The sequence below is a fragment of the Clostridium chromiireducens genome (assembly GCF_002029255.1).
Lineage (GTDB): Bacteria > Bacillota > Clostridia > Clostridiales > Clostridiaceae > Clostridium > Clostridium chromiireducens.
In genome coordinates this window covers 48,293-64,473 of the sequence record NZ_MZGT01000019.1, presented here as the reverse complement: position 1 = coordinate 64,473, position 16,181 = coordinate 48,293, and the positions used below count along the sequence as shown (strand labels likewise).

The 16,181-nt window shown below is 31.2% G+C and carries 14 protein-coding genes and 1 riboswitch; of the genes, 11 read left to right on the top strand and 3 right to left on the bottom strand.

Going from position 1 to position 16,181, the window contains the following annotated elements:
- Positions 1–117: 117 nt before the first annotated feature.
- The 8 genes from CLCHR_RS08695 to CLCHR_RS08660 all read left to right on the top strand — a co-directional run bounded on the left by CLCHR_RS08695 (position 118) and on the right by CLCHR_RS08660 (position 9,902).
- A complete protein-coding gene (locus CLCHR_RS08695; protein ID WP_079439315.1) occupies positions 118–798 on the top strand; it encodes a Crp/Fnr family transcriptional regulator in 681 nt (226 codons plus the stop codon).
- Positions 799–824: 26 nt separating this feature from the next.
- Positions 825–1,517, top strand: a complete 693-nt coding sequence (locus CLCHR_RS08690) for a Crp/Fnr family transcriptional regulator (protein ID WP_079439314.1) — start codon at positions 825–827, stop codon at positions 1,515–1,517.
- Between the two features lie 80 nt (positions 1,518–1,597).
- Complete coding sequence (locus CLCHR_RS08685; protein WP_079439313.1) at positions 1,598–2,365, top strand: formate/nitrite transporter family protein; 768 nt, start codon at positions 1,598–1,600, stop codon at positions 2,363–2,365.
- Positions 2,366–2,377: 12 nt separating this feature from the next.
- Entirely contained in the window at positions 2,378–3,388 is a 1,011-nt protein-coding gene (gene asrA, locus CLCHR_RS08680; protein WP_079439312.1) for an anaerobic sulfite reductase subunit AsrA, read from the top strand.
- Positions 3,381–4,175, top strand: coding sequence for an anaerobic sulfite reductase subunit AsrB (gene asrB, locus CLCHR_RS08675; RefSeq protein ID WP_079439311.1), 795 nt, complete (start codon positions 3,381–3,383; stop codon positions 4,173–4,175). The genes asrA and asrB overlap by 8 nt, the downstream gene beginning before the upstream one ends.
- Positions 4,176–4,189: 14 nt before the next feature.
- The gene (gene asrC, locus CLCHR_RS08670; RefSeq protein ID WP_079439310.1) at positions 4,190–5,155 is read left to right on the top strand and encodes a sulfite reductase subunit C; all 966 of its coding nucleotides are present in this window, start codon (positions 4,190–4,192) and stop codon (positions 5,153–5,155) included.
- A gap of 902 nt (positions 5,156–6,057) precedes the next feature.
- A complete protein-coding gene (gene hcp / locus CLCHR_RS08665; protein WP_079439309.1) occupies positions 6,058–7,701 on the top strand; it encodes a hydroxylamine reductase in 1,644 nt (547 codons plus the stop codon).
- Positions 7,702–8,063: 362 nt separating this feature from the next.
- A complete protein-coding gene (locus CLCHR_RS08660; protein ID WP_079439308.1) occupies positions 8,064–9,902 on the top strand; it encodes an APC family permease in 1,839 nt (612 codons plus the stop codon).
- 108 nt (positions 9,903–10,010) lie between these two features.
- On the opposite strand, the gene CLCHR_RS08655 is transcribed toward CLCHR_RS08660, so the two are convergent.
- Positions 10,011–11,444 carry an amino acid permease gene (locus tag CLCHR_RS08655; RefSeq protein ID WP_079439307.1) on the bottom strand — a complete coding sequence of 478 codons (1,434 nt, stop codon included), beginning with the start codon at positions 11,442–11,444 and terminating at the stop codon, positions 10,011–10,013.
- 155 nt (positions 11,445–11,599) lie between these two features.
- A riboswitch (Lysine riboswitch) is annotated at positions 11,600–11,774 on the bottom strand.
- 315 nt (positions 11,775–12,089) lie between these two features.
- Between CLCHR_RS08655 and CLCHR_RS08650 the strand changes: the two genes are divergently transcribed.
- The 3 genes from CLCHR_RS08650 to CLCHR_RS08640 all read left to right on the top strand — a co-directional run bounded on the left by CLCHR_RS08650 (position 12,090) and on the right by CLCHR_RS08640 (position 14,594).
- Positions 12,090–12,923: a transporter substrate-binding domain-containing protein gene (locus tag CLCHR_RS08650; protein ID WP_079439306.1), complete on the top strand. Its 834-nt coding sequence runs from the start codon at positions 12,090–12,092 to the stop codon at positions 12,921–12,923.
- 100 nt (positions 12,924–13,023) lie between these two features.
- Entirely contained in the window at positions 13,024–13,830 is an 807-nt protein-coding gene (locus tag CLCHR_RS08645; protein WP_079439305.1) for an amino acid ABC transporter permease, read from the top strand.
- Positions 13,830–14,594 (top strand): amino acid ABC transporter ATP-binding protein, encoded by a 765-nt coding sequence (locus CLCHR_RS08640; RefSeq protein ID WP_079439304.1) that lies wholly within the window; start codon positions 13,830–13,832, stop codon positions 14,592–14,594. Before CLCHR_RS08645 ends, CLCHR_RS08640 begins: the two co-directional genes overlap by 1 nt.
- Before the next feature lie 76 nt (positions 14,595–14,670).
- Here the strand turns inward: CLCHR_RS08640 and CLCHR_RS08635 are convergent, their stop codons facing one another.
- The gene (locus tag CLCHR_RS08635) at positions 14,671–15,471 is read right to left on the bottom strand and encodes an ABC transporter permease (RefSeq protein ID WP_079439303.1); all 801 of its coding nucleotides are present in this window, start codon (positions 15,469–15,471) and stop codon (positions 14,671–14,673) included.
- The gene (locus tag CLCHR_RS08630; protein WP_169896780.1) at positions 15,465–16,169 is read right to left on the bottom strand and encodes an ABC transporter ATP-binding protein; all 705 of its coding nucleotides are present in this window, start codon (positions 16,167–16,169) and stop codon (positions 15,465–15,467) included. The genes CLCHR_RS08635 and CLCHR_RS08630 overlap by 7 nt, the downstream gene beginning before the upstream one ends.
- Between the last annotated feature and the right edge of the window lie 12 nt (positions 16,170–16,181).

Here is a 16,181-nt window from a genome sequence, read left to right as displayed (position 1 = left end):
AGAAATATTCAAATTGTTTTATGTTGTATGTAAATGATATAATAAGTATAAAATTGAGGAATAGGATAAATTTATGGACAGAATCCTTTAAATTTGTAATTTTGGAGGAACGATTTTATGGAAGATATAATATGTAAACTAGAAGGAAATGAATTTTTTAAAGATATTACAACTGAAGAAATTAAGAATCTTATTTATAATACTTCCTATTCGATAAAATCCTATAAAAAGGGAGAAATAATAGCTAATGAGGAAGATAAATGCAGTAGTTTAGGATTTGTCTTAGAGGGAGTAGTTGAAATTCAAAGAATATATCTAAGTGGAAAACAAATTATTTTAAAACGATTAAGTAATGGTGATGTATTTGGTGAAGCGCTAGTTTTTTCCAAGAAATCTAATTACCCTTCAACTGTTATAGCTTTCAGTGAATGCAGCATACTATTTATAAGTAGAGCAGATATATTGAAATTGTGTACAAGAGATGAAAGAGTTTTAGGGAATTTTATGGCTGCATTAAGTAATAAAATACTCATGTTAAATTCTAAAATAAAAACAATAGCTTTTAAAAGTATTAAACATAAAGTAATTAATTATATTTTAGAGCAGGTAAAGATGCAAAAGAGTGAAACTATTAAACTAAAGGAGAGTAAAGAAGAAATTGCATCGTCTTTAGGAATTCCAAGACCATCTTTATCTAGAGAACTGATGAATCTTAGAGATTTAGAATATATTGAATTTGATAGAAATGTAATTAAGATTTTAAAGATTGAAGAATTAGAAGCAGAGTTATTTGATTAAAATATATTATAAAATGTAGGTGCATAATGAAGAATATTACAAAGGAACAGTTAGGGGATTTAGAAATTTTTAATAGTCTATCAAATATAACTTTAGAAAAACTTATTAATTTGGGAGAAACAAAAAATTATAAAGTAGGAAGTCATATTTTTAGAGATAAAGAGAACGTTAATACTTTGTATGTTGTTATGAGTGGAAATGTATCATTATATAAGTTAAATGAAAGTGGTCAAAAACGTGTAATATTTATACTAGGCAAGGGAAAGATGATTAACGATGTTATAATACAAGATTTGCCTACATCTATTAATTGTGAGATATTTGAGGATGCAAAAATCTTAAGCTACGATAAGAACGCTTTTTTAAAACTTATGGAGGGGGATTTTAATCTAACTAAAAATATTATGGGCTCCTTAGCTATGAAGGTTAGAAGGTTATACAGGCAGTTGAAAAATGCAACAGGTGTAATACGTATGGAGAAAAGACTTGCTGCGAAACTCTGGAAATTAAGTAAGGATTATGGTGTCGAATCTGATAGTGGTGTAATCATCAATATGAACATTAGTGTTACCTATCTTGCAGATTTATTAGGGTCTAAAAGAGAAACTATATCTAGATCACTAAAAATACTTTTGAATGAAAATTTGATTGAATATGAGAATAAAAAAATAAAAGTTATTAGCCAAGAAAAATTATCAGATTTTTTTAAAGCGCCGTGATTTATATCACGGTGCTTTATTTATTAATAATTTATAATAAATATATTAGTAAACGTATATATGAAAGGGGAATTTATAGTATGTTTTGTGAAGAATTTAACAGTGTAATTATGGCAGCGAAGGCAAAAGTTAATTTATTAAAGACAAATAAACTAGGATATTTCATAAGTTCAATGCTTGCAGGTCTTTATGTAGGTATGGGAATTATGCTTATATTCACAATTGGAGGATTATTAGGCGGCAGTGGATCACCTGCAACTAAAATAGTTATGGGGGTATCCTTTGGTGTAGCACTTAGTTTAGTAATAATGGCGGGATCAGAACTTTTTACAGGAAATAATTTTATTATGACAGCCGCTTCTTTAAAGGGCGAGGTAAAATGGACAGACACTATTAATATTTGGATAGTTTGTTTTATAGGAAATTTGGTTGGATCTATCATTGCAGGATATATGTTTTATTGTACAGGCCTTTCAGCAGGACCCGTAGGAGAATTTATTGCAAAGACGTCAGCGACTAAAATGAGCATACCATTTTGGCCATTATTAATGCGTGGAATATTCTGTAATATATTAGTATGTTTAGCTACATGGTGCAGTTTTAAATTAAAGAGTGAATCGGCTAAACTTATTATGATATTTTGGTGTTTATTTGCATTCATAACATCAGGTTTTGAACACAGTGTAGCTAACATGACACTTTTAACAATTGGATTATTTAATCCAGGTACTGCTAGTGTAAGTATTATGGGATACGTGTATAACATAGGAGTAGTAACACTCGGAAATATGATTGGTGGAGCTATATTTTTAGCATTGCCTTACTATATAATTTCAAAAAAGAAGTAAAGGAGAAGGAAAATGGGATATAAATTAAGTAAGAAAAACATAAATGATATAATTAAAGATTTATCAAAAGAATATGTAATATATGCCCCTAAGACATTCGAAGGACAAGGTACTTTTTCAGATACAGATAGAATTCGTTATGGTGAAATAAATGCAATAGATGAAATTGTTTTTGATAAAAAAGCGGAATATTCATATAAAGAAGTATTACTTCCTATTTCCCAAACACTTTTCTACTTCACAGAGGATTCTATAAAGGAAGCAGATGCTCCTAAAAAAGGTGCTATTATTTTCTTAAGAAGTTGTGATTTACATGCAGTAAAACGTATGGATGATATTTATTTAAGAAATGGACAAGAAGATTATTATTATAAGAGAGTAAGAGAAAATGCAAAGTTTATTTTAATGGGGTGTGAAAACTCGTTTGAAAATTGTTTTTGTGTAAGTATGGAAACAAATAAAAATGATGAATATAATGCATACTTAAAAGTAGATGGCGATAATGTATATGTAGATGTTAAAGATGAGGCTTTAGAAAGTATATTTAGAAATGATGAAACTTTAGATGTTAAACCAGACTATGTAACTGAAAATAGTGTAAAGGTTTCTATACCAGATAATCTTTCTTTAGATGTTATGAAATCAGAAATGTGGAAAGAATACAGTGCTCGTTGTATTGCTTGCGGAAGATGTAACTTTGTCTGTCCTACATGTACTTGCTTCACGATGCAGGATATTTTCTATACTGATAATGGTAAAGCTGGTGAAAGACGAAGAGTATGGGCATCTTGCCATGTAGACGGGTATACAGATATGGCTGGAGGACATAGCTTTAGATTAGATAAAGGACAACGTATGCGTTTTAAGGTATTACATAAGGTATATGATTACAAAAAGAAATGGGGATACCACATGTGTGTTGGATGTGGAAGATGTGATGATATCTGCCCAGAATATATATCGTTCTCTAACTGCGTGAATAAATTAAAAGATGGTATGAAAGAGGTGGCAGACAATGAGTAAAAATGAATATATTCCTTTTTTATCAGAAATTAAAGAAGTAATTAAACATACAGAAATAGAATACACTTTTCGTATGGAATTTAACGGTGATGTAAAACCAGGACAATTCTTTGAAGTATCTCTTCCAAAGTTTGGCGAGGCGCCTATTTCGGTAAGTGGTATAGGGGAAGGTACTGTTGACTTAACTATAAGAAGAGTTGGTAAAGTTACTAATGAAATATTTAATAACTATGTTGGGGATAAATTATTTTTAAGAGGACCGTATGGAAATGGATTCGAGATTGAAAACTACAAAGACAAAGAAGTAGTTGTTGTTGCCGGAGGAACTGGACTTTCACCAGTTAAAGGAATAGTAGATTATTTCTCTAAAAATTCATCGGATGCAAAAGACTTCACATTAATTGCAGGTTTTAAATCACCAAAGGATATTTTGTTTAAAGATGATATTGAAGAGTGGAAAAAGAATATTAATCTTATTCTAACAGTAGATGGTGCAGAAGAAGGATATGAAGGTAACGTTGGAATGGTTACAAAATACATACCTGAACTTCAAATTAAAGATATTAAAAATGCAGTAGTTGTCGTGGTAGGACCTCCTATCATGATGAAATTTACAGTAGCAGAATTTTTGAAACGTGGAATAGAAGAAAACAATGTTTGGATCTCACAAGAAAGAAAAATGTGCTGTGGAATTGGTAAATGTGGACATTGTAAAATAGATGATACATACATTTGCTTAGATGGACCTGTTTTCAACTACTCAAAAGGTAAATCTCTAATAGATTAGGAGGAGTTAAGTCAATGGATTTAAATACTAAAAAAATCAAAAAAAATGCTTTTAGGGTTACTAAAGTAAGAGGAATAACTGCTTCTAGAATTAGGATCCCAGGTGGACATATGGATGCAGATTTACTTGGGAAAATACAAGAGATTGCACAAAAGTACGGAAATGGTACAGTTCATATAACAACACGTCAAGGTTTTGAAGTACCTGGCATAAAGTTTGAAGACATGGATAAGGTAAATGAATTATTACAGCCTATTATTGAAAAATTAGATATAAATCAAGAGATTCCTGGAAAAGGATATACAGCAGCTGGAACTAGAAATGTAGCAGCATGCGTAGGTAACAATGTTTGTCCCTATGCAAATTACAATACATCAGACTTTGCTATGAGAATAGAAAAAGCTATCTTCCCAAATGACTTACATTTTAAAGTAGCATTAACAGGATGTCCTAATGATTGCATAAAAGCAAGAACACATGACTTTGGTATAATAGGAATGACAGAACCACAATATGACATCAATAGATGTGTAAGTTGCGGAGCTTGTGTAAAGGCTTGTAAGAAAAAATCAGTAGGTGCACTTGAATTTATAAATTATAAAGTTGTAAGAAATGAAGAAAAGTGTATTGGATGTGGTGAATGCGTAATTTCTTGTCCAACGAGTGCGTGGACAAGAAGTAAGGAAAAATATTATAAGTTAGTCCTTATGGGTAGATCAGGTAAGAAAAATCCACGTCTTGCTGAAGACTTCTTAATCTGGGCAGATGAACAAAGTATCACTAAAATAATTTTAAATACTTATAAATTCGTTGAAGAATATATAGATAAAGATGCACCAGGAGGTAAAGAGCATATAGGATATATCATTGATAGAGTTGGATTTGAAGAATATAAAAAATGGGCTCTAGAGGGAATAGAATTCCCAGAGAAAACTATCATTAAAGAACGCATTTATTGGAGTGGAATACATTTCTGCTAGAATTAAAGGTATTGCGAATCATCTGAAATATAAAAATACTTGCAGTATAGGACAATTTAAGTTTACTGCAAGACAATCGAACGGGAATATATGTGTTTACTCCGGTTCCTAGAAGATTTTGCTGGGTTATTCTAAGATTATAAGTTGCATCCAAAATGCTTGCTTCAAAGACTACGCTTTTGAACAAGCACATTTGGAACAACTTATAATCTGGAATAACGGCCAGCAAAATCTTCTTATGAACACTCCGTAAAAACATATAGTCCCGTTCTTTGTTTGGTAGTAAGTTTAAGATAAGAATATATTAATGCAAATATTTTTTTATTTCTCAGATTAGTAATACCTTTGATAGAGATTATTTACAATCACTAATAAAGTTTGTACTCTTATAATAACAAGCTTATAATTGAGTGGGAAATATTTGTAAGATAGTTAAATTAAGCGTAATACAAAGAAATAGAATACATATATGTGGAGCAGGCATTGAAAAATAAGCTGCTGGTATATCTTAATAGGAAGTTGTTCCACTCTTGCTTGTCATGCGCTTGTCGCAGGAACATGCAGGAGTGGTGCAACTTTCTATTTAGATATACCCAGTGAGATTTTTCATAGCCCTGTGGAACATATATGTATTCTATTTCGGTTGATCATTGCTTTACTTTTAGTCCATCATAACAACTTTAACTTGTGATGACTTAGAGTATACATGAATTCTAGGTTATTTTTATGTATTTATAAAAATAATTCCAAAAGATTTATTAATCGTAACAAATGAAACAGAGTATTTTATGATTTCAATGTAAAATAGGTTCATAAGGTGATTCGAGGGAATGTACCTAACTGATATAGAAATTAATAAAAATTTATTTAATAAAAATTAAGTGTGTGGAGGAGATTTTAATATGGATAATAAAATGTTTTGTTTTCAATGTCAAGAAGCAGCAGGATGTACAGGCTGTACTGTAAAAGGGGTATGTGGTAAGACTCCAGAACTTGCTAAGCTACAAGACTTATTAATATATACAACTAGAGGATTATCAGAAGTAGCAACTAGTGCTAGAGAAGAAGGAATAGAAGTATCAAAAGCTATCAATACAATGGTAACTATGAATCTTTTCACTACTATAACTAATGCTAACTTTGATAATGAAATATTCTTTGGAAGAATACAAGAAACTTTAAACTTAAAAGAAGAATTATTAGCAAAATTAGGTAATAAGGAAGAGTTAAGTGAAGCTGCTTTATGGAAAGCGGAGACTAGAAGCGAGATGGAAGCTAAAGCTGGATCAGTTGGAGTATTATCTACTCAAAACGAAGATATCAGAAGCTTAAGAGAGCTTATCACTTATGGATTAAAAGGATTATCTGCATACATGAAACATGCAAATGCTTTAGGATATGAAGATGAAAATATCTGTGCATTCATGCAAAAAGCATTATCACAAACTGCTAATAATAAAGTGTCAGTAGAAGAATATATTGGATTAACTTTGGAAACAGGTAAGTTTGGTGTTGATGGAATGGCTTTATTAGATAAAGCTAATACAGAAAGCTACGGTAACCCAGAAATAACTAAGGTTAATATTGGAGTAGGTAAGAATCCAGGAATATTAGTATCAGGTCATGACTTAAAAGATATAGAACAATTATTAATTCAAACAGAAGGAACAGGAGTAGATGTTTATACTCACTCTGAAATGTTACCAGCTCATTACTATCCACAATTAAAGAAATATTCTCATTTAGTAGGAAACTATGGAAATGCATGGTGGAAGCAAAAAGAAGAATTTGCAAGCTTTAATGGACCAATCCTTATGACTACTAACTGTATAGTGCCTCCAACTGAAAAGGATGGATATATAGATAGAATGTACACTACAGGTGCAGCAGGATTTGAAGGATGTACTCACATTGCTGCCGATGAAAACGGAAAGAAAGATTTCTCAGCAATTATTGAACAAGCTAAAAAATGTGCAGTTCCGACTCAAATAGAAGAAGGAGAAATCGTTGGTGGATTTGCTCACAATCAAGTGTTAGCATTAGCTGATAAAGTAGTAGAAGCAGTGAAAACTGGAGCTATAAAGAAATTCTTTGTTATGGCAGGATGTGATGGTAGACAAAAAGCTAGATCATACTACACAGACTTTGCAGCAGCTCTTCCAAAAGATACTGTTATATTAACAGCAGGTTGTGCAAAATATAAATATAACAAATTAGATTTGGGAGATATTGGTGGAATCCCAAGAGTTTTAGATGCAGGACAATGTAATGATTCTTATTCACTAGCAGTAATTGCATTGAAACTTAAAGAAGTATTTGCCCTTGAAGATATAAATGAATTACCAATAGCATTTAATATTGCATGGTATGAACAAAAAGCTGTAATAGTTCTTTTATCACTATTATACTTAGGAGTAAAGAATATTCACCTAGGACCAACACTTCCAGCATTCCTTTCACCAAATGTAGCTAAAGTTTTAGTAGAAAGCTTTGGTATAGGTGGAATCACAAATGTTGAAGATGATATGGCAATGTTCTTAAAATAGAATTCTAAATTTAAAAATTCATATAATTTGAATTAACAATAAATATAACCTTTAGGTATTTCTAAATGTAAGAAATGCCTAAAGGTATTTTTATTTTATTAAAAATTTATTCAATAATTATTTAAGAAGTAAGTTTAGAATAGAATAATACAAAGCATTAGGCAAACCATAGAAAAAAAGTCGGAAAATAAATTCGAATGAAAACGTATTAGTGATCCACTGAGATATTTACAATAAACATTAATAAGAATATAATCTGTATTATTGTAATACTTACTATAAAAGGAAAATACATTCATTTTTATTATTAGGTAGTGATTTTATAATATGAGGTTAGTTTTAAATATTATGGGGGAATAACTATGTTTAAAAAAATTCAATCACTATTAATAGGAAGGGCTCTTAAAACTACTGAATTAGCAGAAGAAAAGTTTAATGTTTTGTGGGGTCTTCCGATATTATCGAGCGATGCTATTTCATCAGTGGCTTATGCTAGTGAAGAAATATTACTAGTCCTTATACCTGTACTTGGTATGCGTGCGTATGCATCAATGATAGAAATAGCTATTTCCATTACGATACTATTAGGGATAATTGTATTTTCGTATAGGCAAATAATCGATAGCTTTCCTCATGGAGGAGGATCTTACATTGTTGCGAGTCAAAATATAGGTAAATTGCCTGGCCTTGTTGCTGCATCATCTTTAATAATAGATTATCTCTTAACTGTAGCTGTTAGCACTTGTGCAGGAGCTGCTGCCATTACATCTGCAATTCCAGCTTTATTACCACATCAGGCACTAATAGCTATTTTAGTAATAGGGTTAATTACTCTAGGTAATTTGAGAGGAATAAGGGATTCATCAAAGTTATTCGGGGTACCAACATATTTATTTATATTTTCAATAATGATTATGATAATAACAGGAATTTTTAAAGTTTTGGTGCTAAAAGAAAATCCGGTAGAATTATATACAATACCGCAATCTACGGGAGATTTGACTTTATTATTATTTTTAAAAGCCTTTTCCTCAGGATGTACTGCGTTAACAGGAATAGAAGCAGTAAGTGATGGAATACCAAATTTTAAAAATCCATCCCAAAAGAATGCTAAGATTGTATTAGGTACTCTTGCTTGTATTGTCTTTGTTATATTTGGTGGGATATCATACCTATCAACTATGTATAAGGCATCGCCAGGGCAAGATATTACAGTAATAGCGCAAATAGCTATTCAAGTTTTCGGCCAAAATAGCCTAATGTTTTTCTTTGTACAAGCTACAACTGCTATTATTTTAACACTTGCAGCTAACACTGCGTTTTCTGATTTACCTTTGTTACTATCAATATTAGCTAAAGATGGATATGTTCCAAGGCAGCTTGGAAAAAGAGGAACTAGATTAAGTTTTTCTAATGGCATAGTATTATTATTTTTAGCATCTTCAATTTTAGTATATATTGCTAATGGTAGTACACATGTGCTTTTATCACTATATGCAGTAGGTGTATTTATATCATTTACTTTATCACAGTTTGGGATGTTTAAGAAATGGACAAAGAGCAGAGAAGGAAATTGGAGGCATAAAGCTTTTATAAACGGATTAGGAGCCACAGTTACCGCAGTAACATGCATAATAATCGGAATTGAGAAATTTAAACATGGTGCATGGGTTGTACTTATATGTATACCAATCTTAGTAGTAGGAATGCTTAGGGTTAGAAGGCATTATACAAAAGTTAGGGAAAATTTAAGAATTGAAACAGATTTAGAAAGTTTAATTGTAAGGGAAGCTATAACTAAATATGTTATTGTTCCGGTCCAAACAATAAATAAATCTTTTATTAAGAGTTTAAATTATGCTTTAACAGTTGGAGAAAATATAGAGGTTTATCACGTGAGTACAGATGAAGAGATAACTAAAAAATTAATTGAAAAATATAATAGATTAGGAATAAGAGCGCCACTCATAATAGAGAATGCACCATATAGGAATGTCAATGAAAAATTGCTTGCTTATGTGGAAGAGAAACATAAACAGCTAAAAACCCATGAAGTTATAACAGTAGTAATGCCTCAATTTATTATACATAAATGGTGGCATCAAGCTCTTCATAATCAAACATCGATTCTACTTCGAAGAGCTATATTAAAGATGAGAAATGTAGTAATTATTACCGTACCTTATATAATTAATGAATAGCCTATATAAAAAAATGAGAGTAACCAAAGCTATTTTGGTACTCTCATTTTTTTGTTATTATGGAATATAATTTTTGCTTGGATATATACACATACAAAAATTATATATTTATGCAGATTTTTTATTAGAATAACTTACGTCAACATCATCTAAAGGAATAACTTTAGTTTTGTATTTAACCTTATAACCTATGTATAATATTATAAATAAAGGAAGGCCTATATATGCTGCAATTAATCCATTCCAATCAATCGCCTCAGGAGTAATATATGAATATCCTTGACCTATTATTATAATAATACACATTAATAATGCTAATATAGGACCAAATGGATATAAGCTAGCCTTATATTTTAAGTCATTTAAGTCTTTACCTTGGTGAACATATGCTTTTCTAAATCTGTAATGACATATTGCTATCCCTACCCAGGCAATAAATCCAGCAAGACCAGATGCCGCAACTAACCAAACGTAAACGGTACTTTCTGCATATAAACCTGTTAAAAAGCAGGCAGAAGCAATTAATGTAGTTAAAAGTACAGCATTTACAGGCACGCCTCTTTCATTTGTTTTAGCAAAAACTTTAGGTGCCATACCTTCTTTAGCCATCGCATAAAGCATTCTACTTGATGCATACATACCAGAATTACCAGCAGATAATACAGAAGTTAATATAATCGCATTTATCAATGAAGCAGCACCTGCTATACCAGCTCTTTCAAATACCATTGTAAATGGGCTGGTATCAAGACTAGCTTCAGTAAATGGTATTATTGCGCCTAAAACAATTATTGTTCCTAAGTAAAATATTAATATTCTCCAAAATATTGATTTTATAGCTTTAGGTATATTTTTCTCAGAATCTTCACTCTCACCAGCAGCAATTCCTATAAGTTCTGTACCTTGGAATGAAAAACCAGCGATTAAGAATATAGAGAATATAGACGTAATTCCTCCATGGAAAGGCCCATCTTCTAGAGTGAAGTTATTGAATCCTATTTGTTCTCCGCCCATTATTCCTACGATCATTAAAACACCAATTACAATAAATACAAGAACAGTAACAACTTTAATTCCAGCAAACCAGTATTCTGATTCACCATATGCTTTTGATGATAAAATGTTTAATCCTACTATAATTGCTAAAAACAATATACTCCAATATAGCGCGTTTACATTTGGGAACCAGTATTTCATCAACAAAGAACCAGCAACCATTTCAGCTGCTATTGTTATTGCCCAGTTATACCAATAATTCCATCCAAGTGCAAACCCAAGTGCAGGATCAATAAATTTATTAGCATAGGAACTAAAAGATCCTGGAATAGGCATATGAGTTGCCATCTCCCCTAAGCTTGTCATTAAAAAATACACCATTATTCCGACTAATGCATAAGCTACAAGTGCACCACCAGGTCCAGCCTGATGTAAAGTATCACCCATAGCAAGAAATATACCAGTACCGATAGATCCGCCTATAGCAATCATATTCAAATGTCTTGCTTTTAAGCTTCTTTTTAATTCGTTATTTTGTTCACCCATTTTTTCTCCTCCAGTATGGTTTTATAATTCCATAGGTAAGCAACTAAGATAATATAAACATTATAAAAATAAAAAAAGCCATGAGAGCATACTCATGACATAAATACGAAAATTATATATTCTATAAAAAATATTATAAACCATCGTATAATTACATTGAAAATAGCTCTCCACAAAATAATTCGTGACAGTCTTATGCATATTTTACATAAGCCCAGCAAATAGTATTAAAGCAATTAACTATTTACTTCGGCGAAAGATCCTTTCGTATCACATCATCAAGCTTACCTCCGCAATACTACTTTTAAATTTCGCGCCTCTATCTTAGTTATCTATCTATTATTTCACATATAATTATCTAATATAACTGGAGTTATGTCAATATTTTTAATTTTTTAATATAAAAATTAAAAATATATCACTTTTACTGAAATAAGAACAAAGCGGTTTTGTTGATATATTATTAATGTATTGATGAATATTTTAACAAATGCTTAGTAAAATCAACCAAAAGTATTTTAATTGACAACGATATAGGCTGCGAGTATAATTCAGTATAGAAATGCTTGTTATTGACAATGGGGTCAACTTTATTAAGGAAGGTTGACTTATTTTTTTAGAAAATTAAATATAGGGGGATACATTATGAAAAGATTAAAAAAAATAATTGCTGGGGTCTTATGTGTTGCAACTGTTGGTGTATTAGCAGGTTGTGGTTCTAAGAATGCAAGTAATGAAAAAGTGCTACGTGTAGGAATGGAAGCTGCATATGCGCCATTCAATTATACACAAACAGATGATGCTAATGGAGCAGTTAAAATTAAAGGAAGCAATGAATATGCCAATGGTTATGATGTTATGATGGCTAAAAAAATTGCTGACAAAATAGGTTACACAGTCGAAATAAATAAAATGGAATGGGATGGATTAGTTCCGGGAGTAAATTCAGGAAAAATTGATGTCTCAATAGCAGGTCAAAGTATCACAGCTGAACGTTTGCAAACTGTAGATTTTTCTGATCCATACTATAAAGCTAATATTGTGGCTCTTACTAAGAAAGGTACTGCTTATGAAAATGCAAAAAGCATTGCAGATTTAAAGGGAGCAATTTGTACATCTCAATTAAATACAGTTTGGTATGACATGTTAAAGCAAATTCCAGATGCTAATATTCAGCCTGCTATGGATACAGTTCCATCATTAATAGTTGCACTTTCATCAGGAAAGGTAAATGTTGTTGCAGTAGATAAGCCAACAGCTATGGCAGCAGCTTACTCGAATCCAGATTTAGTTATGCTTGATTTACAAGGTGATAAAGGATTTAAAGCTTCTGATGAAGATGTTAACATGGGAATTGCGATTAAAAAAGGAAACAAAGAATTAACTGACAAGATAAATAAAGCACTTTCAGAAATTTCAGAAGAAGAACGTAATAAAATGATGGAAGAGGCTATAAAAGTTCAACCATTATCAAAATAATACTAATAATAAATAAAGAGGAGGTTTATATGTATTAGCCTCCTTTTTTAATTAGATATTTCAAATGGTAAAATATATTTTTGGTGAGGTGGAAAATAATATGACATCAAATTTACCAGAGGGATTTTTTCAATGGGTTTGGTATCTTTTACAACAGTATGGCACTTTATTTATACAAGGAGCATTATATACACTTTTAATTGCTGTGATTGGTACGATAGCCGGGTGTATTATTGGTTTTTTGGTAGGTATAGTAAGAACTATTGAGGTAAATCCTGAAGCTAATAAAATTAAAAGTGGTCTTTTAAAAGGTGTGCAATGGATATTGACCGCTTATGTAGAATTCTTTAGAGGCACACCAATGATTGTACAATCTATGGTTATATTTTATGGTGCTATGGAGGTATTCGGCATTGATATGTCTCCATTGGCAGCAGGATTGTTAGTTGTTTCAATTAATACAGGAGCATATATGGCAGAGACTGTTCGTGGTGGTATAGCGTCAATTGATCCGGGGCAGACCGAGGGTGCAAAGGCAATTGGAATGACACATTTTCAAACTATGCTATATATAGTACTTCCTCAAACATTGAGGAATATTATGCCTCAAATAGGTAATAACCTAATTATCAATATTAAGGATACATCTGTATTGAACGTAATATCTGTAACAGAGCTATACTTCGCAGGTAAGTCAGCTGCAGGTGCTTATTACAAATACTTTGAAGTATTCTTTATAATATGTGTAATTTATTTTGTTATGAATTTGGCTGTTTCTCGCTTATTACGTTTTATAGAGAAGAAAATGGACGGGCCGGATAGCTATAAATTAGTAACAAGTGATTATATGTCAGGAGAAATTACTGAAAATAGTTCAACTATTAAAATCAAGGGAGGGAAACAATAATGGAAGCTATCGAAAATGTGAATGGCAATTCTCCTATATTAGAAATCAACCATTTAGGAAAAACTTTTGGAAATAACGAAGTTTTAAAAGATATTGATTTTAAAATAAATCAAGGAGATGTAGTTTGTATTATTGGAGCATCAGGATCAGGAAAATCAACCCTTCTTAGATGTATCAATATGCTAGAGACCCCTACTTCAGGTGAAATATTACATGACAAAGAGAATATATTAAGTAAACGTAAAGAAATAACTAGCTACAGGGCAAAAGTTGGAATGGTATTCCAACAGTTTAATTTATTTAGTAATATGACAGTACTTGATAACTGCATGATTGGAGTTACTAAAGTATTAAAGAAAGACAAGGATTATGCAAATAATATTGCAATGAAGTATTTGAAAAAGGTGGGAATGGCCCCATACATAAATGCAAAGCCTCATCAACTTTCTGGAGGGCAAAAGCAAAGAGTAGCAATCGCTCGTGCACTTGCTATGGAGCCGGAAGTCTTGTTATTTGATGAGCCAACTAGTGCTCTAGACCCAGAAATGGTAGGAGAAGTTTTAGCAGTTATGCGTGAACTTGCAAGTGAAGGGATGACTATGATTATAGTAACCCACGAAATGGCATTTGCAAGAGATGTATCTACTAGAACAGTATTTATGGAAAAGGGAGTTATTGTTGAAGATGACACCCCTAAAGTTATATTTAATAATCCTAAAAATAAGCGTACTCGCGAATTCTTATCAAGATTTATGGACAATTAAAATTAACTCCCGACAATGATTTAATATCTATAGTCGGGAGTTTTTTATTTTTCAATGGATTTACTAATCAATTTACCTATTCTAAGTTTAATTTATTCTTCAATATATAGTGAGTTATTATAAAATAGGCAGCAAAGAATATTAAGTTAATAATAATTACACCTATTAAAAGTAAATGAACTGGACCGAAAGAGTGAATATTATTAAATGGATTCCAATTACTTAATGAAAAAGTGATGCCTACAATTGATGAAATTGCTGTTGTAATTAAATTTAATACTATGAAAGCGCCAAAAGCTGAAAGAATTCTATGCTTGCTAAATAAGTGACCAATTGATATTGATGCATAAATCATAGTAATAAATTTAATGAATTGAACCAAGATAGCAATAAGACCTTCAAGTATTACAATAAAAATTTGTCCTCCAAACTCCGTATAAGCTTCTGAAAAGCCATGAGAAAGTTCAGAAAAGAATCTGGCAAATCCACTAGGATCAAATGCCATGATGATTATTGAAAGCACTGCGATGATCCCGCTTATTATATTCCAAAAAGTCGCAATTGAAAGTTTGCTTATAATATTGGTAATAGTAGTTACAGGAAGAGTATTCATTAAATAGCCTTCATCTCCAAGTAGGTTCTTATAAAATCTTTGTATTACTACAAAAAAAGTTACTATAAACACAGCAGCCATAGTACAGCCATATCCAAAGATACTTAGAATAAATGGTATTCCACCAAAGCCGTCAAGTTTATTTGAAAAACCAGTTCCAATAAAGATTTTATTTATAATGGCAAAGGCTAATAATGCTATATAAAGTGGTATTAGTATTCTACCAGTAGCTTTTATCTCATATTTCATCAATTTTCCTAACATCTAAATACCTCCCTAAATAGAGCATCAACGCTCTTTCCTTCACTTTCTCTAATTTCATCAACACTTTTAGTTAAGAATATATTTCCATAAGAAATGAATACTACATCATCTAATATTCTTTCAATATCCGAAATAAGATGAGTAGAGATAATAATAGTAGCATTTTCGTTATAATTAGTTATGATTGTATTTAAAATATAATCTCTAGCTGCTGGATCTACACCTGCTATAGGCTCATCTAGTAAATATAAATCTGCCTCTCTACTCATAACCAAGATGAGTTGAACTTTCTCTTTTGTTCCTTTTGACATAGTTTTTAATTTATCATTAGGATTGATATTTAATTTTGCCAACATGTTATATGCTCTCTCAGGATTGAAATTATCATAAAAATCTTTAAAGAAATTAATAATATCAGAAACTTTCATCCAATCATTTAGATAAGTTCTTTCTGGTAAGTAAGATACAATCTTTTTTGTTTCTACACCAGGTTTATTTCCTGCTATTAGAATTTCTCCACTTGATGGAGTTAAAAGGCCATTTGCAAGTTTTATAAGCGTACTTTTCCCGCTGCCATTAGGTCCTAAAAGCCCAACAATTCTTCCTCGATTAACTGTTAAATTTATACCTTTTAAGGCTTCAGCATTAGCATAAGTTTTAAATAAATTTTTACATTCTAAAATAGGGCTATTATCCAGGCTGTCATTTTT

What these genes read in the sequence shown, in the direction of transcription:
- CLCHR_RS08695 (WP_079439315.1), top strand. Translation starts at nt 118, where the DNA reads ATGGAAGATATAATATGTAAACTAGAAGGAAATGAATTTTTTAAAGAT.
- CLCHR_RS08690 (WP_079439314.1), top strand. Translation starts at nt 825, where the DNA reads ATGAAGAATATTACAAAGGAACAGTTAGGGGATTTAGAAATTTTTAAT.
- CLCHR_RS08685 (WP_079439313.1), top strand. Translation starts at nt 1,598, where the DNA reads ATGTTTTGTGAAGAATTTAACAGTGTAATTATGGCAGCGAAGGCAAAA.
- asrA (WP_079439312.1), top strand. Translation starts at nt 2,378, where the DNA reads ATGGGATATAAATTAAGTAAGAAAAACATAAATGATATAATTAAAGAT.
- asrB (WP_079439311.1), top strand. Translation starts at nt 3,381, where the DNA reads ATGAGTAAAAATGAATATATTCCTTTTTTATCAGAAATTAAAGAAGTA.
- asrC (WP_079439310.1), top strand. Translation starts at nt 4,190, where the DNA reads ATGGATTTAAATACTAAAAAAATCAAAAAAAATGCTTTTAGGGTTACT.
- hcp (WP_079439309.1), top strand. Translation starts at nt 6,058, where the DNA reads ATGGATAATAAAATGTTTTGTTTTCAATGTCAAGAAGCAGCAGGATGT.
- CLCHR_RS08660 (WP_079439308.1), top strand. Translation starts at nt 8,064, where the DNA reads ATGTTTAAAAAAATTCAATCACTATTAATAGGAAGGGCTCTTAAAACT.
- CLCHR_RS08655 (WP_079439307.1), bottom strand. Translation starts at nt 11,444, where the DNA reads ATGGGTGAACAAAATAACGAATTAAAAAGAAGCTTAAAAGCAAGACAT.
- CLCHR_RS08650 (WP_079439306.1), top strand. Translation starts at nt 12,090, where the DNA reads ATGAAAAGATTAAAAAAAATAATTGCTGGGGTCTTATGTGTTGCAACT.
- CLCHR_RS08645 (WP_079439305.1), top strand. Translation starts at nt 13,024, where the DNA reads ATGACATCAAATTTACCAGAGGGATTTTTTCAATGGGTTTGGTATCTT.
- CLCHR_RS08640 (WP_079439304.1), top strand. Translation starts at nt 13,830, where the DNA reads ATGGAAGCTATCGAAAATGTGAATGGCAATTCTCCTATATTAGAAATC.
- CLCHR_RS08635 (WP_079439303.1), bottom strand. Translation starts at nt 15,471, where the DNA reads ATGTTAGGAAAATTGATGAAATATGAGATAAAAGCTACTGGTAGAATA.